The sequence below is a fragment of the Paenibacillus sp. FSL K6-1217 genome, assembly GCF_045040735.1.
GTDB lineage: Bacteria > Bacillota > Bacilli > Paenibacillales > Paenibacillaceae > Paenibacillus_AQ.
On sequence record NZ_CP150271.1, the window covers coordinates 1,219,670 to 1,242,992 of the forward strand.

19 protein-coding genes are annotated in these 23,323 nt (G+C 53.1%); 17 read left to right on the top strand and 2 right to left on the bottom strand.

The genetic code is table 11. From position 1 onward, the window contains the following. Positions 1-54 precede the first annotated feature (54 nt). From MHH28_RS05220 to MHH28_RS05260, 9 genes are all read left to right on the top strand, one after another. The gene (locus MHH28_RS05220) at positions 55-774 is read left to right on the top strand and encodes an HAD family hydrolase (RefSeq protein WP_405112703.1); all 720 of its coding nucleotides are present in this window, start codon (positions 55-57) and stop codon (positions 772-774) included. Positions 775-1,258: 484 nt separating this feature from the next. Further along, positions 1,259-3,172: a threonine--tRNA ligase gene (gene thrS, locus MHH28_RS05225; RefSeq protein ID WP_405112705.1), complete on the top strand. Its 1,914-nt coding sequence runs from the start codon at positions 1,259-1,261 to the stop codon at positions 3,170-3,172. A gap of 44 nt (positions 3,173-3,216) precedes the next feature. Continuing rightward, on the top strand, positions 3,217-3,813 hold the full coding sequence (locus tag MHH28_RS05230) for a GNAT family N-acetyltransferase (protein WP_405112707.1): 597 nt from the start codon (positions 3,217-3,219) through the stop codon (positions 3,811-3,813). A 611-nt stretch (positions 3,814-4,424) separates the two neighbouring features. Beyond that, positions 4,425-5,930, top strand: coding sequence for a hypothetical protein (locus MHH28_RS05235; RefSeq protein WP_405112710.1), 1,506 nt, complete (start codon positions 4,425-4,427; stop codon positions 5,928-5,930). A 12-nt stretch (positions 5,931-5,942) separates the two neighbouring features. Then, positions 5,943-6,701 carry a DUF6063 family protein gene (locus tag MHH28_RS05240; protein ID WP_405112712.1) on the top strand — a complete coding sequence of 253 codons (759 nt, stop codon included), beginning with the start codon at positions 5,943-5,945 and terminating at the stop codon, positions 6,699-6,701. Continuing rightward, positions 6,688-11,193 (top strand): hypothetical protein, encoded by a 4,506-nt coding sequence (locus MHH28_RS05245; protein ID WP_405112714.1) that lies wholly within the window; start codon positions 6,688-6,690, stop codon positions 11,191-11,193. The genes MHH28_RS05240 and MHH28_RS05245 overlap by 14 nt, the downstream gene beginning before the upstream one ends. Positions 11,194-11,233: 40 nt before the next feature. Then, a complete protein-coding gene (locus MHH28_RS05250; RefSeq protein WP_405112716.1) occupies positions 11,234-12,064 on the top strand; it encodes an aldo/keto reductase in 831 nt (276 codons plus the stop codon). Between the two features lie 127 nt (positions 12,065-12,191). Further along, complete coding sequence (locus MHH28_RS05255; protein ID WP_405112719.1) at positions 12,192-13,682, top strand: TPM domain-containing protein; 1,491 nt, start codon at positions 12,192-12,194, stop codon at positions 13,680-13,682. A 430-nt stretch (positions 13,683-14,112) separates the two neighbouring features. After that, positions 14,113-14,622 carry a GNAT family N-acetyltransferase gene (locus MHH28_RS05260; RefSeq protein ID WP_405112722.1) on the top strand — a complete coding sequence of 170 codons (510 nt, stop codon included), beginning with the start codon at positions 14,113-14,115 and terminating at the stop codon, positions 14,620-14,622. 68 nt (positions 14,623-14,690) lie between these two features. Here MHH28_RS05260 and MHH28_RS05265 read toward each other — a convergent pair whose 3' ends face one another. Then, positions 14,691-15,416, bottom strand: coding sequence for a DUF4303 domain-containing protein (locus tag MHH28_RS05265; protein WP_405112725.1), 726 nt, complete (start codon positions 15,414-15,416; stop codon positions 14,691-14,693). Between the two features lie 149 nt (positions 15,417-15,565). Between MHH28_RS05265 and MHH28_RS05270 the strand changes: the two genes are divergently transcribed. From MHH28_RS05270 to MHH28_RS05285, 4 genes are all read left to right on the top strand, one after another. Continuing rightward, complete coding sequence (locus MHH28_RS05270) at positions 15,566-16,705, top strand: phosphodiester glycosidase family protein (RefSeq protein WP_405112727.1); 1,140 nt, start codon at positions 15,566-15,568, stop codon at positions 16,703-16,705. A 125-nt stretch (positions 16,706-16,830) separates the two neighbouring features. After that, positions 16,831-17,763 (top strand): LysR family transcriptional regulator, encoded by a 933-nt coding sequence (locus MHH28_RS05275; protein WP_405112729.1) that lies wholly within the window; start codon positions 16,831-16,833, stop codon positions 17,761-17,763. Between the two features lie 17 nt (positions 17,764-17,780). Further along, positions 17,781-18,899: a 5-methyltetrahydropteroyltriglutamate--homocysteine S-methyltransferase gene (locus MHH28_RS05280; RefSeq protein ID WP_405112731.1), complete on the top strand. Its 1,119-nt coding sequence runs from the start codon at positions 17,781-17,783 to the stop codon at positions 18,897-18,899. Beyond that, the gene (locus MHH28_RS05285; protein ID WP_405112733.1) at positions 18,890-19,210 is read left to right on the top strand and encodes a hypothetical protein; all 321 of its coding nucleotides are present in this window, start codon (positions 18,890-18,892) and stop codon (positions 19,208-19,210) included. The genes MHH28_RS05280 and MHH28_RS05285 overlap by 10 nt, the downstream gene beginning before the upstream one ends. A 149-nt stretch (positions 19,211-19,359) precedes the next feature. Here the strand turns inward: MHH28_RS05285 and MHH28_RS05290 are convergent, their stop codons facing one another. Beyond that, positions 19,360-19,770 carry a hypothetical protein gene (locus tag MHH28_RS05290; RefSeq protein ID WP_405112735.1) on the bottom strand — a complete coding sequence of 137 codons (411 nt, stop codon included), beginning with the start codon at positions 19,768-19,770 and terminating at the stop codon, positions 19,360-19,362. Positions 19,771-20,032: 262 nt separating this feature from the next. Between MHH28_RS05290 and MHH28_RS05295 the strand changes: the two genes are divergently transcribed. From MHH28_RS05295 to MHH28_RS05310, 4 genes are all read left to right on the top strand, one after another. Further along, positions 20,033-20,752, top strand: a complete 720-nt coding sequence (locus MHH28_RS05295; RefSeq protein WP_076078109.1) for a YebC/PmpR family DNA-binding transcriptional regulator — start codon at positions 20,033-20,035, stop codon at positions 20,750-20,752. Between the two features lie 89 nt (positions 20,753-20,841). Further along, positions 20,842-21,276 (top strand): NUDIX domain-containing protein, encoded by a 435-nt coding sequence (locus tag MHH28_RS05300; RefSeq protein WP_405112737.1) that lies wholly within the window; start codon positions 20,842-20,844, stop codon positions 21,274-21,276. Between the two features lie 29 nt (positions 21,277-21,305). Then, a complete protein-coding gene (locus MHH28_RS05305) occupies positions 21,306-22,070 on the top strand; it encodes a TSUP family transporter (RefSeq protein ID WP_405112739.1) in 765 nt (254 codons plus the stop codon). Positions 22,071-22,150: 80 nt separating this feature from the next. Beyond that, the gene (locus MHH28_RS05310) at positions 22,151-23,323 is read left to right on the top strand and encodes an alanyl-tRNA editing protein (RefSeq protein ID WP_405112741.1); all 1,173 of its coding nucleotides are present in this window, start codon (positions 22,151-22,153) and stop codon (positions 23,321-23,323) included.

Genomic DNA, 23,323 nt, shown 5'->3' on the forward strand with positions numbered 1-23,323 from the left:
GAATTGCCCTGAATTATAGCATCCTGAGGATGGAAAATAAACAGGAAGAAAGGTATGATAGATAGCAATTGCACACGAAGGGAGCATCCGGGAGAGATGAAGAACGGCTTGAAGCACATCTTATTTGATCTGGACGGCACATTGACTGACCCCAAGGAAGGCATCACCAAAAGCGTGGAGTATGCGCTTAACCAATTCCGCATAGAGGTGGAGCATCCTGACCTGCTGATTCCGTACATAGGTCCGCCGCTATATGATTCTTTTATCGAAATTCAAGGCTTCACAGCAGAGGCAGCGGCACAGGCGGTGGAGTTCTACCGGGAGCGTTACCGGACGCTGGGGATGTTCGAGAATCATGTGATTCCAGGCATTCCCGAGCTGCTGGAGCGTTTGAGAGACGAGGGGTTCGAGCTGTATGTGGCGACCTCCAAGCCTATCGTATTCGCTGAACAAATCCTTCGCCATTATGCGCTGGACGGCTTCTTCCAGTACGCAGCAGGCAGCAACCTCGACGGCACGCGTTCGAAGAAGCGCGAGGTGATTCAGCATGTACTGGACGAGAATAATCTTCTTGCTTCGCAGTCGCTGATGATCGGAGACCGGGAGCATGACATTATTGGTGCAAAAGCCTGCGGCGTAGCCTCAGTGGGCGTGTTGTTCGGCTATGGTTCTGAAGAGGAATTATCGGCGGCCGGAGCGGATTATATTGCGCATACGGTGGAAGAAGTGGGGGATATTATCCTGCGGATACAGAGGAGTGAGATGAACGGATAAGGCCTACAAGTTAAAGGATTAAGGGAGTTAAAGTTTAAGAATTAAGCGGTCCAGCGGAAAGCGGATTTTAAGTTTTTTTCTGCGCGGTATTGACTTTTGGCGAAGGCCGCGAGTATTATGTAACCAGCAACACCATACTCAAGGCAATGACCAGAGACAGGATATCCTGTGAGGACTGACCAGAGAGAGAAGTGCAAGGTGAGAGCTTCTTACAGAGACCAGCCGGATGTTACCCCTCTATAGCCGTGACACTGAACCCTCCTGCTGTTAGCGAGGCTGTAAATGCCACCGACCCATCCCCGTTAGCGGATGCCATGAGGATTGTACTGAACATCTTTCCGCCGAACAGCCGGGGGTTAGGTGACGTATAATCGAATTAGGGTGGAACCACGAGCTTAAGACGCACTCGTCCCTTTCCGGGATGAGATGCGTTTTTTTGTGTTTTTATATACGAATATACACTCAAGAAATGGAGGCCATAATCATGGAGATTCAAGTGCAGCTGCCGGATGGAGCAAGTAGGAGGTATTCGCGTAACACCACGATTGCGCAGATTGCCGAGTCAATCAGTGTAAGTCTAAGGAAGAAGGCGGTAGCCGGCAAAATCGATGGCAGACTCGTTGACCTTGATTGCCCGGTTGAAGGGGACAGCCTCGTGGAGATCGTATTGGAGGGCAGCAGCGACGGGCTGATGATTCACAGACACAGTACAGCCCATCTGATGGCCCAGGCTATCAAGCGGATCTATGGAGAACGGAACGTGAAGCTGGGCATTGGTCCGGTAATCGAGGACGGCTTCTATTACGATATAGATATTGCACAGCCCCTATCCAGCGAGGATCTGGCTGCGATTGAGCGGGAGATGGAGAAGATTATCAAGGAGAACCTGCCGATCCGGCGCCGGGCGGTCAGCAGAGAGGAAGCGGTGCTGTACTTTGAACAGCTCGAAGAGCCGTTGAAGCTGGAGCTGATCCGTGATCTGCCGGAGGACGCGGTGATCAGCCTGTACGAGCAAGGTGAATTCACTGACCTTTGCCGGGGGCCCCATCTGCCCTCCACTGGACGGATTAAGGCGTTCAAGCTGCTTAGTGTAGCGGGTGCCTACTGGCGCGGGGATGCTGATAATCAGGTGCTTCAGCGGATATACGGCACGGCCTTCCTGAGCGCAGCCGCGCTGGAGGAGCATCTGTACATGCTGGAGGAAGCGAAGAAGCGGGATCACCGCAAGCTGGGCAAGGAGCTGGGACTGTTCATGTTCTCCGAGGAAGCGCCGGGCATGCCATTCTACCTGGCCAAGGGGATGCTGATCCGTACAGCGCTGGAGGATTTCTCCCGCAGGCTGCAGCGCGCGGACGGTTATGAGGAGGTTCGCTCCCCGCTGATGATGAACCGGCGTCTGTGGGAGCAATCCGGGCATTGGGACCATTACAAGGATGAGATGTATTTCACGAAGGTGGATGAGACAGACTTTGCACTGAAGCCGATGAACTGTCCCGGCCACATGCTGATCTACAAGAACAGCCTCCGTTCCTACCGGGACCTGCCGATCCGGATTGCGGAATACGGCCAGGTTCACCGCCATGAGTCTTCCGGCGCGCTGAACGGGATGATGCGGGTCCGTACCTTTTGCCAGGATGACGCCCATCTGTTTGTCCTGCCTGAGCAGATTGAGTCTGAGATCAGCCAGGTGCTGAAGCTGATTGATCAGTTCTATTCCATCTTCGGATTCGAGTATAAGGTCGAGCTGTCTACACGGCCGGAGGATTACATGGGGGATGAAGCCCTGTGGGATCAGGCGGAGGCGTCGCTTGCGCGGGTACTGCAGAATAACGGAATCGAATACCGGGTGAATGAGGGAGATGGCGCTTTTTACGGGCCGAAAATTGATTTCCACGTTCTCGATGCCCTGAAGCGGAGCTGGCAATGCGGTACCATTCAACTGGATTTCCAAATGCCCGAGAAGTTCGACCTGACGTATATCGGCGAAGATAACAACAAGCATCGTCCGGTGGTCATCCACCGTGCGGTGTTCGGCTCCATTGACCGGTTCATGGGTATTCTTACAGAGCACTATAGCGGAGCGTTCCCGCTGTGGCTGTCTCCGGTGCAGGTCAAAGTGCTGCCAGTCTCTGTGGTTCATGACGAGTATGCCGAGAAGGTCAGAAGACAGCTGGCAACAGCCGGACTGCGGGTGGAGGTAGATTCCCGGAATGAGAAGCTGGGCTACAGAATCCGTGAAGCTCAGCTGGAGAAAATCCCGTATATGCTGGTGCTGGGAGATCAGGAGCAAAATGACGGGACAATCTCGGTAAGAAGCCGTGCGCAGAACACACTGCTCACGCTGAACGCTCAGGAGTTCATACAGCAATTAACGGCTCAGATTGACGGATGGAATTAAATCGCTTCATTATATAAGATGAGAACCGCTCAGGGGGAGACCGTGTGATTTCAACAGATTATAAGCAGCTTGAGGGAAAGGCCATCAGACTTGTGCCCATGATGGAAGAACATAGACAGGAACTGGTGAAGTTGCTGCACAATCCGCTAATTTGGGAATACACCTGGAGACGGATCAGCTCAGAGGAAGAGACAGGACAACTGGTGGATGCGGCTCTGGCGAATCAGGCAGCAGGCAAGGATATGCCCTATGTGATGGTGGAGCAGGCATCCGGCCGGATCGTAGGGACTACGCGGTTAATGCATCTGGACCTTACGCATCGTAATGCAGAGATTGGCTGCACCTGGATCTCGCCGGAATATTGGAGAACGGCGGTGAATACGGAGTCGAAGCTGCTTTTGCTGCAATATGGCTTTGAGGTGCTGAACCTGATCCGGGTGGAGTTCACCATTGTCAGTGGCAATCTGCGCTCGCAGCAGGCCATAGAACGGATTGGCGCGGTCCGGGAGGGCGTTCTGCGCAAGCACAGGATCACCGCTCACGGAGAGGTTCTGGATAATGTGGTGTACAGTATCCTCGATCAGGAGTGGCCTGCGGTGAAGGGGAATCTGCAATATCTGGTGAATGAGAAGTACAATTAGTAGAGCATCAGATTTCAAAGGATGGATAAGCTTGTTAAACCCTATCCACCCAAAATCTAACGGACCGGAGAGATCTTATCGCCGCGAAAACGCCACTTTTTGCAGTTTAACGGACTCAGGCGACCTTATAGTCTCTCTATGAGACGTTTCGGAGCTGACGTGCAAAGGATAAGGCCTGTGGAGTCCGTTACTCGCCCAATTGGCGACTTTCTTCCCAAATAAGAGCGCCTCAGTCCGTTACGCTAAGCCAAACGCCCCTGAAGAACAAGGCCCGCTTGGAAAAAAGATGTAATTTGAAGGGGAATTGCGTCTGATCTACTATTTTAAATCTGATAAGGTACTAGCGTTATGCTGTGAATTCGTGCCATAACATAGAGGGGTCCTGACAAGGGCTCCTCTATTCATTTTGCAAATAGCCATATCTATGAAACATTGTTATAATAGAAAGACATGAGAATAGAAACATACATTCCCATTATTTCGGGGTCCTGAGCATTTATACAACGTCTATATCTCTGTAGGTTCTGGCCCATACTTCACCCTGCGGTGCGGATTTGGGTTTATGTTATGTTGTAGGGAAATTATGAAGTGATGGCGAGGTTGGCAAGAGCATGAACTGGAATGATTTCGGAGAACGGAACAAGCGGCTGAATCCCCTATGGAGTCTGGGTGCAGGCATGAATCTGGGTGAGCTGCAGCCGTATAAGGAAATGATTGCGCTTAGTGTGCTGCTGCAGGTCTATTATCTGGAGCTGGAATCGAATGAACAGCGGGCCAGGGAGGATCTGGTGGATCTGGCGTGGAGCTCGCTGGAGCGCTTCGGCATTGCGAAGCTGGGCAGCCCGGAATCGGTGGAACGGCTGGTAGACGGCCTGCTGTGGAGCGGTAGCGGCGGGGACTTCGAGGCCCATTATTACGATGACCATACCCGGCAGATCGTGATACAGAAATACAAGTATTTCACCGTGGATGAGGATGCTACACGCATCAGCTGGGAAGAGAACGGCACCACCATCTACCGGCTCTCCGAGTATGCGATGGAGCTGATCTTCATGAGCCATGAGATTATCGATGAGTTCCAGATCAGCATCAAGCTGCTGGAGATTCAGATGCATATCAAGCATGGACGGGTGACCCGGGCGATGCAGGATGTGAATGAGCTGATCTCCCGCGTGCGCAAAATGATTCAGCAGCAGCAGGAATACCGCAATGCCCTGCGCCGTAATCCGAAGCATATCTTCAGCGAATACGGCACTCAGCGGCATGAGCGGCTGGAGGAGATTCACCAGCAATTTGACGAGGAGCGCAAGCATTTCGATAATATTCACCGCTCGCTGGCCCGGCTGGCCAATGATGAGAAGGATGTCATAGATTTCAATGAGCTGCGTCAGCTCTCCGAGCGGGTGGAGCTGTCCCGGCGGGTGCATGACGAGCTTGCTGAGGTCGTGCTGAGCATCTTCGAAGCGGAGACGAATCTGCGGCTGAACTTCCCGGAATTATTCTGGGGTGCCGCAGGCTTCAACTTTCGTACCCATGTATGGGAGGAATGGGTGAAGCCGGAAGGACTGCCGGACGGGGACAGCCTGGAGACCTTGATCAGCGGGCTGTTCTCGCCCGGCCAGGATTTCATCTATCCGCTCGCCTGGGCCTGGGAAGAGCAGGATGTCGGCTTCCTGCCGGAGGATACGCTGGATGCACCGGAGGAAGCCGGGGAAGACGAGGACTTTCATTATGTGCCCAAAGGCATTCCGTGGACAGAGGTATGCGAGCTGTGGCTGCCGGTTATAGCGGGAGTGGCTGCGCACGGCCTCTTCACCTTCACTGCGGAGGCGTTCACGGAGCAGGAGCAGCGGCGCTGGGCGGATTGCCCGGATGCCGTGGATTTGTGGGTGCAATTTTTCCATGCCGTAATTACGGTCGAGGAACAGGAGGCGGAGGGCCACGGCGTGGCGGACGAATGCCAGAAGCTGCTTCAGCGTCTGATGTTAGGCCACCCGGAGCTGGAAGTGCTGCGCGGCGCAAGGCTGCGGACCACCATCTCTGCACAGCAGCAGGGCAGCATCCGTATCCCCGGCCTAGAGATCAGCCCTTATACCATTACAATAGTAGAGAAGTGAGATGATTCGGATATGAGTTATTCCTTAGAGCAAGTTCAGCAGGCTTCCCGGCTGTTCTTCGACCTGCTGCGGCGCAAGGTGATTCCGCTGGATGATCCTGCCGCCGCCGAATGTCTGCAGGATAGCGCCGCTTATGATGCCCTGCAATACGTAGCCAAAGAAGCCGGATGCCGGATTATGAATTCCGGTCACCGTCTGCATCTGCTGGTGAGTCCGATCGGCTCCGGGTTCGCCAGTAACTTCACCCAGCTGCGCAATAAATATTCGCGGATTGAGCGCAAGACGCATTTACATATTATCAACGTGATTATTCTCGTGTTCCTGGCGGAGATGGATCAGGATGAGCAGCACTTCAAGCCGGGGCAGGACAGCATGTCCTATATTCAGTTGTCAGATCAGGTATCCGAGCTGTTTCAGACCTGGATCGGCATGGATGATGACGGCAGCTTCAGCAAGCAGTGGCGGCTGGATATCCAGGCCATGCACAGAGTGTGGACCAGCCTCTATATGCAGACCCGCAGCCAGGAGGAGGGCGACTCGCTGACCCGCGGTGCCGGCTCAAGAATCGGCCTGATTCACGAAGGGATGAAGCTGCTGGAGGAGGAGCATCTGGTGTTCATTTCCGAGAATGAGAAGCGGATTTTCCCCCGGGAAGAGCTGTACGAGCGGATGCGTTATCTCTATCACGATGTGGACCGGTACAAAGAGCTGAAGGCTCTGGTTGGCCGGACACTCAGCGAACAGGAGGGTGAAGCCCATGCCGCGCATTGAACGAATCCGCATCGCCGGACTCAAATACGAGAAGATGCTGAAGAAATATGAGGATATGATCCTCGATCTGTGTAATGAAGAAGGACCGGCCAATACCCTGATTACGCTGATGAACGGCGGGGGGAAGGGCGTGCTGTTGCAGTCGATTTTCCAATTGCTGATGCCAAGGGCGGCCTGGGGCAAGGATAATGAGAACCAGGTCGAGGCCTTCTTCCATAATCACAAAAAACAGCTGAAGCCCTACACCTTCCACGTGGCCATTGAATGGCGCCTGGATGACAAGGAGCGGACGGAGTATATCACCACCGGGATTGCGATGACTGCCCAGCATTCCATGGACCAGCTTGAGATCAAAGTGGATTATCTGCTATACGCGCTGTTGAAATATGAGGAGACGGCTGAGCTTACGCTGTCTACCCTGCCCTTATATGACCACGAGCTGAATAGTCCCGCCAGCTTCGAAGCCATTCAGCAGTTTGTCCGGGAGCGGCGCAGTGAGATCAACGTCTACGGCAGCCACAGCTCCGATCTGAAGAAATACTATGCCTACCTGGCTGACCATGATATCCATATCGATGAATGGCGCAATATGCGCAGAATCAACGGGGAAGAGGGCGGTATCAAGGGCTATTTCCAGAAAAGTGACGCCTTCACCAATCATAATCTCTTCGAGCGGTTGATTATCCCGGAGATTGGTGCAAGTCTTGGGGGAAGCCTGCGCGAGGATGAAGGCTCGCTTCAGCGGATGTTCGTGGACACCGCTACGGTTGCGCAGCGGCTGCCGATGCTGGAGCAGCGCGAGCGGGCTTTTGCCGAGTTCACCTCTCTTGCGGCTCCTTTGTATGAAGCGGTGAAACTCGGAACAGAGGCGGACCTCAGCTTCCGGGAGACCGAGCGGCTCGGCTCGCAGCTATACACCGTCATCCATGATGAACTGAAGCAGGCGGAAGACAAGCGCCGCAGAACAGCGGATGAGCTGGCCGGACATTATCAGGAAGCGAAGCTCCTTAGATTCGAGAGCGATAATCTGAAGTACCTGCGGCTGAAGGAAGAGCATTACGGCAAGCAGGAGCACTTCAGAGCCGTCTCGGATAATCAGACACGGGCTAAGCAGCGTCTGGAAGAATCGAAGCAGAGAGAGAAGTCGCTGGAGGTCGCCCATTATCTGGCCCGGCGCAAGCTGCAGCTGCGCCAGATGGAGCAGTGGCAGAAGGAGATTGAAGCCATCGAAGGGTCGCTTGCGATGAAGGAGCGCCAAGAGGTGATTCAAGGGGCCAAGCAGGAGCTGCGGATACAGTGGGAGCAGGTATACCGGTTATGGCAGGCGAAGAGCCTGTACTACAGCGGACAGCAGCGGTCCCATGCAGCGGAGGAGCAGATTCTGCGCAAGGGCAGGGAGGAGCTGCTGCTGGAGCTGGGCCGGGTGGATGGTAAGCTGCAAGAATTAACGGGCATGATCCGTCAATATACGGAGGATCTGGGCGTGTTCGCTTCCCGCCACGGGCAGGAAGCCGCCCACTCACCGGCCGCTGCCCTTCAGCGCACGCTGATTGCAGCCCGAGGCCTGGCTGAGCAGATCGACGCCTTGAGCGGACAGCGCAAGACTGCTGAAGATCAGAAGCTGCTTCTGCACACGCAGCATACCCGGCTTGCCGAGAAGCTGCTGGGGGCCGAGGTCCAGACAGAGGAGCTGACCGGACGGATCGAAGCCCAGATGAATAAGGAGTCACAGCTCTGGTCACAGCTTGTAGTACTGCTGGAGATGTACGAGGAGCATCAGCTGCTTGGCGCGACAGCGCTATTCGAAGCGAAGGGGCAGATTCAGGAGCGCTTCATCCGCAGGCTGGAGGATACCGAGCAGCAGACGAAGCGGCTGCGGCGGGATTATTACCAGCAGCTGCTGGATGTCGAGCTGCAGCAGGAAGCCTACTGGCTGCCTAACCATGATATCGTAACGGTGAAGGATACGCTGGATGCCCTCAAGATTAGTTCCATGACCGGCACCATGTATCTGAACGACCAGCCTTATCTGGTCCGCGAGGAGGAGCTGGATCGCCATCCGCTGCTTCCTTACGGCCTGATTGTCACGAAGCGTGAAGCGGCTAAGCTGCAGCCGGAGCTGCTTAAGGAGCTTCTGCTCAAGGCTCCGGTTCCGATCTTCGTGCGCGAGGAGATGGCGGAGGGCGGTGGAGACACCTTCCTGCTGCTGGCCCATCAAGGACCGCAAATGGTTTTGCAGCCGGATCATTTCCAGGAGTGGAAGCGGGGGATGGCCTCCAGACTCCGTGAGCAGGAGGAGGAGCTTCAAGCAGAGGAAGCGTATCTTGCCAAGCTGAGGTCTGCCCGGCAGGAATACGAACGCCTGCATCAGGGTGAGCATACGGTAAGTCTGCGAAGTAAGCAGAAGAGTGCAGAGACCTTGCTGCAGGAGCTTCGCAGCCAGCTGAATGAACTGAACGCAGAACAAGCACGCTATGAAGAGGTTCTGGCTGGAATTTCCAGAGACCTGTCGGCCTGCGAAGCGGATCAGTCTGAGCAGGAGGCCCGCACCGCGGCGCTGCGGGAGTGGAGCGAGCGGAGCCGGAAGCACGAGCAGAACTACACAGACAAGCAACAGTCTGTGGAGCTGAAGAATACTCTGGGCAAAGAGATTGCCGTGAAGGACCAGCAGCTCGCCCGGCTGAAGGCAGAGATGGACAGTCTCGCCTTACAGCGCGAGAAATGGATTGGGGATGCGCGTTATTCCTTATTCCCGCGGCTGCAAAACTGGTTCCCGGACATAGAGTTTCCCGTTGAGTCTGCGGGCGCGGAGGATCAAGCTGCGGATGCGGGAGGAGCTGCTGCCGATGAGACGCTGAATGAGACGGCGCAGGACAGGCTGCTGCAGCTGCTCAGTACAGTTGAGAGTCTTCAGCAGTCGCTGAGTCAGAATGAGCTGGAGATCCGCACCAGAACAGCCCAGATCAAGGCGGCCAGAGAACAGCTGACCGAGCTGGAAGCTGCTGTGCAGCAGGTAGATGCCGGATGGCAGTGTGCCCCTGAGCCGCAGGATTCACCGGATATGCTTCAGTCCGCCAGAGTCCGCCAGAAGAGCGACACGCTGATACTGGACGAGGACTACCAGCAGCTCCGCGATTCTTTCATCCGCTGCCAGACCGAGCTTGACACCCTGCGCAAGGAGCTGGGCAAGTCCGAGAAGGCGATCAAGGAGAAGCATGAGCGGACGGTAGAGCTGTGGCATGAACCGCTGGCGCAGAAGGAAGAAGAGATCAGTCTGCGGGTCCGGGAGAATGAGCATCTGCTGAATACCTGTAAGCAGGCGCTGGCTTCCATGGATCAATGGCTGCAGATTCTCGGTAATCAGAGCCGCATCATGGATACCCATGTCGAGAACCGTGTGCCACTACGGGAGGTGGCGGAAGAATTGCAGCTGAATGTACGGGAGAGCTGCGAGACGCTGGTGGAGGATTGGCTGCAGCGCAGCAAGGCCAGCCGCAGCCAGCGGGCGGATATCTCCCGCAAGGTGAAGGAAGAGAAGACTACGCTAAGCGGCAAGGTGGCCAAGTCCGGCTGGAATGCGGAGCTTGAGACCAAGATCCAGGAACGTCTGAACAATGTTCACTGGGAGGATTTCTCCATCGCGCTCCAGGTGTTGGATTCGATGCTTCAGAGCTCGCGTGATCAGATTGAGAGCATCCGCAGCGATAAAGAGGATATGGAGCTGTCCCGCAAGCTGTGGGTAGGCCGGGCCGCCAAGCGTGTGGTGCAGATCGTGGATATTCTGAAGCGGATGGAACGCCGGATGATCATTCATAATGAGAACGGCCATGCCTTCCCGCTGGTCAAGCTGAATTACAAGAATATTAACGTTCCACGGACGACGGATGACATCGAACCGCTGGTCAGCGAGTACTTTAACCGCTGCATCAGCAGCTTGCTGGAGCGGTTCCCGAAGATGGAGCAGGTTCCGGCTTCAGCCGTCAGAGAGCTGATTAATGACGGACGCATGGTCTACGCGGCGCTGCAGAACCGCTTCCCGGTATTACAGGTATACAAGCCGGTGACGGAGAATTATTTCCTGTATGCCGCTCCCGAGGATTACCATTATTCCGATTGGGAGGTCATCAACCGCGGTGCGCTGGATGAGGCGGTAGGCAGCGGCGGACAACGCCAGTCTGTTCAACTGCTGGTGGCGATGATGATTATGACCCACAAGCGGGTTAACCGGGAAAATAAAGGCTGGACGGTCTTCCTCTACGATAACCCGTTCGGTGAGATGGTCTCGAATAACGTGCTTGATCCGGTCTTTGAGATCTCGAAGGCACTGAAGTTCCAGTGGCTGATTGTCACGCCTCCGGAGCTGGTCAAGAATGATGTCAGCGTCCGCTTCGGCGTGTACTGGCAGCTGTATTTTGGCGGAGATAAAGGGGATGCACTGGATTCAACTCTGGTCAAGGGCGGCCGCAAGCTGATCCCTGCTTCATTATTCTAGATAATCTAACAAATCGAAGTAGACAGGTGGTAGTGTGATTATGATGAATCTTAAATCGGCAACGAAATTAGCTAACGGTGTAGAGATGCCCTGGTTCGGGCTGGGTGTCTTCAAGGTACAAGAGGGCCAGGAGGTTATTGATTCGGTCAAAGCAGCCATTAAGGCCGGTTATAGAAGTATTGATACCGCATCTGTATACGGAAATGAAGAAGGAGTCGGACAGGCTATCCGCGAATCAGGAATAGCGCGTGAGGAGCTGTTCATCACCACCAAGGTATGGAATACAGAGCAGGGCTATGATTCTACGCTGGCAGCATTTGACCAGAGCTTGAGCAAGCTGGGACTGGATTATGCCGATCTCTATCTGGTACACTGGCCGATCCGGGCCAAATACAAAGACACCTGGCGCGCCCTGGAGAAGCTGTATGCGGACGGCAAAGTCCGGGCCATCGGAGTATCCAACTTCCAGATCGATCATCTGGAGGATCTGCTTACTGTGGCTAAGGTGAAGCCGATGGTCAACCAGGTGGAGCTGCATCCGCTGCTTAACCAGCTTGAGCTGCGCGAGTATTGCAAGGCGCAGGGCATTCAGATTGAAGCCTGGGCCCCGCTGGCCCAAGGGCATCTGCTGGACAATGAGGTGCTTGCCGACATTGCGACCCGCCACAACAAAACATTGCCGCAGGTCATCCTGCGCTGGGATCTGCAGAACGGAATCGTGACGATTCCTAAGTCGGTTAAGGAGGAGCGGATTATTGCGAATGCGGATATTTTTGACTTCGAGCTGTCGGAAGAGGAAATCCGCCGGATCAACGGCCTGAACCGCGATCAGCGCTTCGGCTCTCACCCGGACCGGTTCAATCACGAATAAGCCCCGGCAGACTCTTTTGAATAATTACTAGATTCGGACATACACATAAGAGAGATGGAACTATACGTCCATCCTGTGCGTATCGGGTATAGTAATAGAAGAGATACGAGAAGCCGGAGGGGATTAAATGAAGCGTGCAAGAATACTGCAAACAGTGCTGATCGCTATGCTGATGATTATGCTGCTGCCGTTCATTCCGGGGAAGGCGGAGGCGGCCGTGCCGGCTCATTCGGAGGCCTTTTATGTGAATGACTTCGCGAACGTGATTGATGAGAAGACCGAGAATTACATGGTCAATTTCGGGGTGAAGCTCTATCAGAAGACCGGAGCGCAGGTAGTCCTGGTCACGGTGAATTCGACGAACGGCGTGTCTATGGAGAAATATGCGACCTCGTTGTTCAATTCATGGGGAGTCGGCTCGGCGGACAAGAATAACGGACTTCTGCTACTGCTCTCCATTAAGGACGATGATTACTGGGCTGTTCCCGGCAAGGGACTGGAGAAGGAACTGAACAGTGCTGTAATCTCGAAGATTCTCTCGGCCTCGCTGGAGCCGGACTTCGCTGCCAAGAAATACAGTGCGGGTGCAACCAAAACCTATGGTTCCTTCATTCAGAAGCTCGGGGGAAGCTACTCGGAAACGCTTGGCAACAAGAGCTACGTCTCGGACAATGCCGGAGTCTTCCCGCAGGTCACCAGGGATTATCTGAACCAGTCCAGCAACCGTTACGCGGCTACTACCGGGAGCGGAATCTATGTGGTAACCGTTAAGAATACTGGCACCAAGAGCTTGCAGGATTACACCTATGCGAAGTTCGCCGGGGTTGCAGCCGGACCCAGAGATGTGATGCTGGTGCTGGATATCGGCGGAGATAACTATCATGTGCTGCAAGGCAAGTCGATCGACAGAGTGCTGACGAATGAACGGATCAGCGGGATTCTGGATACAGTGCTCGAGCCCAAATTTGCGGCAAAAGATTATGCAGGCGGCGCAACCGGGACGGCGAATGCTTTCTACAACTTCTTCCTGGCCCGGGCAGATGCCGCTTCGGGAAAGGCCGCAGTCAGCAAACCGGCTGCTGCGCCCGCCACCGTCAGCAAATTGCCTGTGACAACGAAAGACACTGTGGAGCTGGTGCCGGTCTCCAGATCCAAGGGGATGACGATTCTCGGTATTTTCCTGGTTCTTGTAGCACTGATCAGTCTGGCTGCCGCTGCGCGCAACCGTTATGTTGCCCGTTACGGAATACGGCTGAATCCGCATAACCCGCGTAATATCCGGCGTTATGGCGCCTGGACCGGCCAGCCCGGTTATGGCTACAGCCAGCGAAGAAGATACCGGCAGCCTCATCATCACTCCTCCTCGGGGGGCAGCTCATCCAGCTCCAGCAGTTTCTGGGGCAGTAACTCAGGGGGCGGCGGGTCTTCGAGCGGAGGGGGAGCGGGGCGGTATTCCGCGCGTGACGACGATGAGGATGACGATCGTAATAGCGGCGGTGGCGGATACTCGGGCGGCGGCGGAGCCGGCCGGTATTCCTCCCGCGATGACGATGATGACAGCAACTCAGGCGGTGGCGGCAGTGCAAGCAGCGGCGGCGGTGTGGGTAGACACGGGTGAGCCGGGCACTCTAACCCGTTAAGGGTTAGGCATTGTTCGTCCATGTTCTGAAGTGCAACGCTCACAGAATGGACAAGTAGGGGGAAGCCGTGCAGGGATGCGCGGCTTTTTTCATAGCCATAATGTGGTTGAGTAACCATTGGTGTACGAGTCGAGAAGGGAGAATGCAGATTAGACACGGACGTACGGAGGGCATGCAGCAAATAGATGTATTCCGTGCAGCTAAATGACGATGTAAATCTGGATTTGTAAGCTTAGATGTATTCTGTACAACTAAAAATGGTCGAAAGCCCTCTTTTACCGAATATGGGAGAATTTAAATGTACAGAGTGCAATTAAGTCAGTCTCGGCGCAATAATTGGGAGTTTTAATTGTACAAAATACACTTAGGGGATAGGCACAGTCCAACTTGAAAGGAATGATTGACTTTATGAGTACACCTATAAAGGTCCGCAGGATGAAGTCCGAGGACATTGCATTGATACATGAAGGGCTGGCCCCACATGATGTCAGAAAACCGGTAGCGTATATTGAACATTGTTGGCAGGAGAACGAAGAGAAGAAGCGGCTTACGCTCTTAGCCTTTCATGAGAACGAGTTCGCAGGCTGGGGACATATCGTCTATAACTCGCACTATCCGTACTTTGCGGAGAACCACATTCCCGAGATCCAGAATCTTGATGTGATTCCCCCGTTACGCAAGTGTGGCATCGGCAGTGTGTTGATGGACGCTCTCGAAGCAGAAGTGTTCGCTACATTCGATACGATTGGCATTGGGTTTGGACTGTATGCCAGCTACGGTACTGCACAACGGCTGTACACCAAACGCGGCTATATTCCGGATGGCCGGGGACTCATGTATGACAATCTGCCCGTGGTTCCTGGAAGTCAGGTGCGGGTGGATGATGAACTCACGCTATACTTGACAAAATCAAGGTAGAGCACGAATGCCATTGTTACAGCGGCAGTCAGGGACGTTAATGTCCGGGCGGCCGCTGTTTGGTTTCTTTAGATTTCAGCATCATAACGCGCTAAAAAATCTGGAACCCATTCAGGATTTGTCATAAGCGCTACCGATTCATTCTCTAATTCCTCAGCCAGCTCATCGTCGGTCATGGATATAAAGAAGATAATGTCCTCTTTGGTTTGATTATATTTTGTGAATACATCGTCCTTGGTTTCATTAACAACCTTGGCAATGATTTTGACCATTTCATCTTTATATTGGTATACATTATCCTCTGCATATAAAAAACGGCTGATATGATTGAAATGCGAATGCTCACCATATTGAAATTCGGAAATTCCCCATTTGTAATAAAGCTCTGTTTCAGCATCATCACATAAGCCTTCACTTGCCATATCGGCAATATGTCTGGCAAGGGATTGCTCAGTATTGACAGCAAGGAACAGAGTGACAAAGTCGCTATCCGTCCCGACTGCGCAGACATATACCTTCTCATGTACTACTTCCGCCAATATAGCTTCAAGGTCAGCCACAAAGCCCTCGCGAATCCGTTGTTCAAATTCAGTTAGAAAAGCGTTCATTATAACCCTCCTTTTAGTGCGATTTCGTATGACTTCACTTATAGAATAGTGGCGGTGCGTATGGGAATGCAAGCAGCTGTCTTTGTTGCCTCCCCGGGTGATATGGTTGTGCAGATCGCCTTTGGGTATTTGCCGTATCAACTCCCGATTGTTCTGCTCCAAGGCTGTGATGAATTGCTGTTTCATGCCGCTGTCCTCCTATGTTTTAATTGGGCCGGCCTGCGCTTATATGAACTAGTTTACAGTTTTTGGACAGAGTTAAACAAACTGAAACTTTTAAATCAGAGATTTCGTCTATCATGGAAGTTGTGAGTTTATAGACTTAACCATTCAGTATGTTAGGGAGGATTTCAGAAGTGAGCTCTTTACCACAACGTTCCACTGTCCGCAAGAAGAAGAAACCGGCACCAAAGCGCAAGAAAAGAGGTTTCTTCCGTACACTCTTCAGAGTGTTCATGGTCTGTTTCATTGTAATGATAGCAGCCGGAGGCTGGCTCTATTTCGCACCGTCGGCCCAGAATACGCGCTTCCTGATTGCAGATACGCTGATTACGACACAACACCGGCACTGGGCCAAATATATTATCGGCGAAGAAGAGCTGAAGCACCGCGTAAGCGATTATACCAAGCGCTTCGAGGAGATGGGCGACGAAGTAGACACCCATGAGATCAAGCCTGAGCCAGTAAAAGAAGCGGAGCATACACCGCTCGTTCAGATTGAAGAAGTGACGGGCAGCGGGTACAGCGGATATGTCATGATTGTGAACGACCCTAAGAAGGTGCGCCTGGGTGTGCCGAGCAAAATCGGCTCCGGGGAGAAGGTATCCAGCATGGTGCATCGGACGGGTGCTATCGCCGGGGTGAACGGCGGCGGCTTCGCCGATCCGAACTGGAAGGGCAACGGCTTCAAGCCGATCGGGCTGGTGATCTCGCAAGGTAAGCTGTTCTACAATGGATTGGGCGGCAAGAAGTCCACTCAGATTGTCGGCATTGATAAAGAAGGCAAAATGGTCGCCGGTAACTACACGCTGGATCAGCTCAGCAAGATGGGGGTGCAGGAGGCGGTTTCTTTTCAGCCGCGGATTATTGTGAACGGGAAAGGCCAGATTAAAAATGCCGCCGAAGGCTGGGGCATCGCTCCAAGAACAGCTATGGGTCAACGGGCGGACGGTGCGCTCATCTTCGTAGTCATTGACGGGCGGCAGCCGGGCTACAGCATCGGGGCGAACCTGTATGATGTACAGCAGATCATGCTGAAGCATGGGGCGGTCATTGCGGCCAATCTGGACGGGGGATCTTCGACGGTGCTGGTGAAGGACAACGAGATTGTCAACAAGCCTTCTTCGCAGTATGGTGAGCGTTACTTGCCTACGGCATTCCTGGTGTTCGAAGACCCGGAGAACGCGAAGATCAAGAATATCTGGGAAGGGCTGGACCCGGCTAAAATCGACGCAGGCAAGAAGCGCACCCAGTAGCATCCATAGGTTCCCTGCTTCATAATCTATAGTAGATCAGACGCGGCAGGTGTGCTAGGATAACAAGTAAATTCTTATTTTGCTGAACCTGCCAGGTGAAGTCCTTGATCGGAGGGGGAAAAGGTTTGACTTTGCAACAGCTCCGCTACGCGATTGAGATTGCGAACAGCGGCTCTATGAATGAAGCGGCCAAACGGCTATTTGTGTCGCAGCCCAGCCTCTCGAATGCTATCAAGGAGCTGGAGAACGAGCTGGGCATCACGATTTTTGAACGGAATAACCGGGGAATCAGCATCTCGGCGGAAGGCATGGAATTCCTGGGCTACGCCCGGCAGATTATTGAGCAGACCGAATTCATGGAGAACCGCTATACCGGCAAAAAGCGCAGCCCGATCTATTTCTCGGTATCTACACAGCATTATGCGTTTGTTACGGATGCTTTTGTGAAGCTGATGAAGGAGAGTAAGGTGCAGGAATACAATTTCAGCCTGCGAGAGACGCAGACCTATGAGATTATCGAGGATGTGCGTACCCTGCGAAGCGACATCGGGATTCTGTATATCAACGAGAGCAACTACAAGATCATGAACAAGCTGTTCAGTGACGGGAACCTGAAGTTCACGCCTCTGTTCAATACGAATCCTCATGTATATGTGCGGGCAGGACATGCCTTGGCTGCAAAAGAAAGGATCACCGCGGAAGATATTCATCCGTATCCTTACATTACCTTTGAGCAGGGGGACAACAATTCGCTGCATTTCTCGGAGGAAATGCTTAGCTTCACACAGATTGAGAAGAATATTAAGGTGACCGACCGGGCCACGCTGACTCATTTGCTGCTCGGAAGCGATTCGTATACCGTGGGGACCGGAATTATGGCCTCTGAGCTGGATGATGCGGGGCTGATCACGATTCCTTTTGACAGCAAGGAAGTGTTCTCAGTTGGCTGGATTGCCCACAAGGACCGCAAACCGAGTGAGATTATGTCTACATATATCGATATCTTGAATGATCTGGTGTCGGGTAATCTTTTTGAGCTTGAATCTTTCTTACTATAAAAGAGCAGGAGGGACGTATGAGCAGTCCAGTGATCGGATCGACAAGAAACGCACCGCCCTTCCGTTACGACATTGTCGGGAGCTTCCTGCGTACAGAGGAGATCAAGAATGCGCGCAGCTTGCACGCAGAAGGTGAACTAACCGCGGGACAGCTGCGGGAAATTGAGAATATAGAGATTAGCAAGCTGTTGGAGCAGGAGAAGGCGCTTGGGCTGAAGGCGGTAACTGACGGAGAATTCCGCCGTTCCTGGTGGCATCTGGACTTCTTCCTGGGGATTGAAGGTACTGGAAGGATTACGCTTGGCGGCACCCCCGGGGCTACCAAAGAACAGTTGAACCGGGCCGAGAGCTTCAGGATTACCGGTAAAATCGCCTTCGGAGACCATCCGATGGTCGGGGAATTCCGCACTTTGCAGCAGATGGCCGGAGAAACCATGGCCAAAATGACGATTCCTTCCCCCTCTTTGTTCCATTTCGTGCAGGAGTATAACGGCAACGAGATTTATTCCGATACCGAAACGCTGTATGGGGATATCATTCAGGTGTACCGGACGGCGATTCAGGCCTTCTATGATGCTGGCTGCCGTTATCTGCAGTTGGATGATACCACCTGGGGGACGCTGTGCAGCGGCAGACATCGGGCTCATCTGCGCAGCAGGGGCGTTGACCCGGATCAGCTGGCCAAAGACTACGTCCGGCTGATCAACGAGAGCATCGCCGGCCGCCCGGCGGACATGACGATTGCCCTGCATGTATGCCGGGGCAACCTGCGCTCCACTTGGTTCGCCGCCGGAGGGTACGGGCCGGTCGCCGAGGAGCTGTTCTCGAATACGAACGTGGACGCATTCTTCCTCGAATATGACAATGAACGCTCCGGTGACTTCGAGCCGCTGCGCTTCATCCGGGACCAGTTCGTGGTGCTGGGACTGGTGACGACCAAGCATGGGGGTCTGGAGAGCAAGGAACAGCTTATCGCGCGTATCGAAGAAGCTTCACAGTACGTGGACATCAACAAGCTATGCTTAAGCACACAATGCGGCTTCGCCTCTTCGGAGGAAGGCAACATTTTGACGGAAGAAGAGCAGTGGGACAAGCTGCGGCTGGTGATTGAGACAGCGAATGAGGTGTGGGTGTAGCGTTGGATTTGGGGGGATTGCCGGGGATGGCAATCCTCCTTTTGGTGTGCTGGTGGTGGGGTGGGGGACTAAAGGTGGATTTTTTACACTTGCTGATGAGAGAATGGACTTTTCCAGGAGAACAATTGGACAAACAGCACTTAATTTCTCACATTTTCCCCAGTGACAGCCTAACCCCCTCCAACAGTTGCTGTTTTTCCATTTATTCTCCTGAAAACATAAGAAAGCGAAAAATCAAGCTACATTATTCCATTTGTTTGCTGAAGGTTAAGCCAGAACAACAAAGCATTTTGCCCTGCGCCGGTAATTAATTAGATTAGTCAGTAGAACGTTATTAGGCATGCATCTGACCACAAATAGCCCTCCTGCAAAGAGGGCTGATCGATGGGGCTATAGGAGCTAGAGACATTCGAATCTATTAGTCGCATAGACCTGAATCGTAATTTTTTTGCTGTACCTGTTACATACTGTTGAGAGCTTTCTCTATTTCAACTCCAAACTCTGTTTCATTTAGCTTGGGTGTTCTAGTTTTTGAATCGACGAGGGCATAATAGAGAACTAAATATTTTCCAGATTGGTAGACAATTGGGGCGTGGGAACTAAGAAGCTGAATACTTTCTTCAAAGTGCTTTATTCCACTTTCTCGTTTCTCTTCCGATCCGAAAGCGAAAACTTTTATAATTTCCTCATTACTCAGTTTATAGCTAACTGGTTGAATACCCTCAAGAATCTGGTCGTCAGGTGATTCAATTGGTGTAATGTTTTTTTCAAGGGACATCATGGCTTCATTCACGTTAGAATATTTTTGTTGAGAAGAACAAGCAATAAGAAATAATAAGCTAATGAAGGTGAAGTATAGAATTTTTTTCATGAATAACCCTCCTTTTTTTCAGGACACAGATAAGAAGAGACGAGACCCACCTAAAGCAGAAGTTACAACAAAACTCATTTTATCAAAAATAGCGAAGAATGTACTAATATTGTGAACAGGAACCGAATGCGATTGCTGGAACGCATACTGAATTTGCTGGATTTGTGAAGGAGCGGGGACTGCCCTTTACGGGATCGATTGAAGAGAGGTATAATGTACAAGACTGTTTTACATCAAATGTTGGAAAGCGAGCGGTAACGATATGGGTCGTAAATGGAATAATATTAAGGAAAAGAAAGCATCCAAGGATGCTAATACAAGTAAGGTCTACGCCAAGTTCGGGGTAGAAATCTATGTTGCAGCGAAGAAGGGCGAGCCTGATCCGGAATCCAACCGGGCGCTGAAGGTCGTTCTGGAGCGTGCCAAGACTTACAATGTACCGAAGGCAATCATTGACCGTGCCCTGGAAAAGGCTAAAGGCAGCGGCGATGAGACCTACGTGGAGCTGCGTTATGAAGGCTTCGGTCCAAGCGGCTCGATGATTGTAGTCGATGCGCTGACGAATAACGTTAACCGCACGGCTCCGCTGGTCCGTTCCACGTTCAGCAAGAACGGCGGCAACATGGGCGTCAGCGGATCGGTTACGTATATGTTCGATCCGACAGCAGTAATCGGGGTGGAAGGCAAATCTGCGGATGAGGTGATGGAGCTGCTGATTGAAGCAGACCTGGATGTCCGTGATGTGCTGGAAGAGGACGAGGCGGTCATCGTGTATGCTGAGCCGGACCAGTTCCATGCGGTACAGGAAGCCTTCCGCAGCGCGGGAATCACCGAATTCACCGTAGCGGAGCTGACGCTGCTCCCGCAGAACTACGTAGCTATTCCTGAAGATGCGCAGGCACAGTTCGAGAAGCTGATCGATGCGCTCGAAGAATTGGACGATGTACAGCAGGTCTACCACAACGTGGATTCGGAAGAATAGAATAGCGGGAACTTAAATAAGCGGGCAAGCCGATTTCCAGGCTTGTCCGCTTATTCTTTCGTGAGCGGTAGGAGAGGGGAAGAGTTGGAATGGAAGTCTTTCGATTGGTCAGCGTGGTCCATGTATTTCTGATTCAGGACGGGCAAGTTCTGCTGTTGAGACGTAAGAATACGGGACATCATGACGGGGAGTATGGACTGCCTGCCGGGAAGCTGGATGGCGGCGAGCCGCTTCATACTGCCGCCATCCGTGAGGTCCGCGAAGAATGTGGTGCTGTTATAGCTCCCGCCGATCTTACCCTGATCGGAACGATGCATCTGCGCACCTTCGGGGATGAGCGGGTGGATTTCTTTTTCAGAGCGGAGCAGTGGACTGGAGAGATCTGCAACATGGAGCCGGACAAATGCGATGAGGTATGCTGGTTCCCGCTGGATGCGTTGCCGGAGAATATCATCCCGTTCGTACAGGAGGCCTGGGATACATTCAGGGACGGCGTCTGGTATGCCGCTCACGGATGGAATTAGATTAGAGTAGCAGGGGGAATGGCGCAGTAATGGAAGACTGGACGCTCAGTATGGTTCTTATATTGGTGGGGTGCGGATTTCTGGCCGGATTAATTGATTCTGTAGTGGGCGGCGGCGGACTGATCGCGATTCCGGCCCTGCTGTCGGCGGGGATTCCGCTTCACCTGCTGCTCGGCAGCAGCAAATTGGCCGGATCGATGTGCTCGCTGACTAGCACCGCCTCGTTCGTGCGTTCCGGCAAAATCAATTTCAAGCTGGTCCGCACCCTCATCCCGTTATCCGTCATTGGCGCGATGGCCGGAACGCTGACTGTCCGTCAGGTGCCTTCCGAGTTCCTGAAGCCGCTGGTTATTGTGATGCTGGTGGTCATTACGATCTATACGCTTTTCAAAAAATCCTGGGGAGATATCTCCACCTTCTCCGCAAAGAGCGGCAGGATGCGCCTGGCCGGAAGCATGGCAGCGCTGGTTATCGGCTTCTATGACGGGTTCTTCGGCCCGGGAACGGGATCGTTTTTGATTTTCGCTTTTCTGATGATGGGGTTTGAATTTGTAACTGCCGCAGGCAACGCCAAAATCCTGAACTTCGCCAGCAACATCACAAGCCTGCTTACGTTCATTGCCCTGGGCTCTGTAAGCTACACCCATGGCCTGATTCTCGGAATTCCGATGGTGATCGGAGCCATTGTCGGCTCCCGGATGGCTATCCGCAAAGGGGCGGCGTATATCCGGCCGTTATTCATTACAGTCACTGTTATATTGATCGGCAAGCAAATATGGGATACGATGCATTAAGCAGCAAAGGCGGTAAGGAATACGCGGTCATGGAGAAGTTTTTCGGGCCTGTAACAGATGCGAAGGGGGAAGCTTAAGGAATGACCAAGAAGCTATATTATGATTCAGCTTATATTCAAGAATGGAGTACCGTGATCACTTCCACGCTGGAGCGTGAAGACGGGATCTATGTGACGCTTGCGGAAACGGCCTTCTACCCGCACGGCGGCGGACAGCCCTGCGATACGGGAACCATCGGCGGGATTGCTGTGCTGGAGGTGGTGCTGGAGGATCAGGAGGTGCTGCATAAGGTAGCGGAGCTTCCCGTGCAGACTGATGTGGATTGCGCCATAGACTGGACCCGGAGATTCGACCATATGCAGCAGCACAGCGGCCAGCATCTGTTGTCGGCGGTATTCCGCGAGCGGTATCAGGCACTGACACAGAGCTTCCACCTGGGCAGCGATTATGCCACGATTGATCTTGATCTGCCGGAACTATCAGCAGTGCAGCTGGAGGAGGCTGAACAAGAGGTGAACCGTCAGATCTACCTGAACCGCAGCATTACCAGCTACTTCGTGACCGCAGAGGAAATGGCCAAGCTGCCGCTGGTGAAGCTTCCTAAGGTAACAGAGGATATCCGGATTGTCGAGATTGAAGGAGTCGAGCATAACGCCTGCGGCGGCACCCATGTCGCTTCGACCGGGGCGATTGGGATGATTAAGCTGCTGCGGTCCGAGAAGCAGAAGGGTAATATAAGAATTACCTTCAAATGCGGAAGCCGGGCACTTGCCGAATTCAACGACCATATGCAAATTATGAGTCAGCTATCCGCCCGATTCAATACAGGCAAGGACGAAATTATGGACCGGATCGGAAAGTGGGAGCAGGAGCAGAAGCTGCTGGTGGCGGAGCTGGCTGCCGTCAAGGAGCAGAACGACAGCTATCTGGCCCGGGATCTGTTATCTTCTATGCAGGAGGGCAGCCGTGTGCTTACGCATATCTCGGACGCCAGACCGCTTAAAGATCTGCAGAGTCTGGCGGCGAAGCTGACGGCGTTAACCGACTTTCCGGTGCTGCTGCTGAGTGCGGCGGAGAATAAGGCTGTACTTGCGCATAGCGGATCTGCGGATCTCTCATGCGGAGCCTTCTTCAAGGCTCATCTGGGCGGATATCAGGGCAAGGGCGGAGGCAGCGATAAGCTGGCTCAGGCCGGATTCCCGTCATGGGAAGACGCCTTGGCGTTCTATGAATTTGCCGGGCAGCAATTCTAA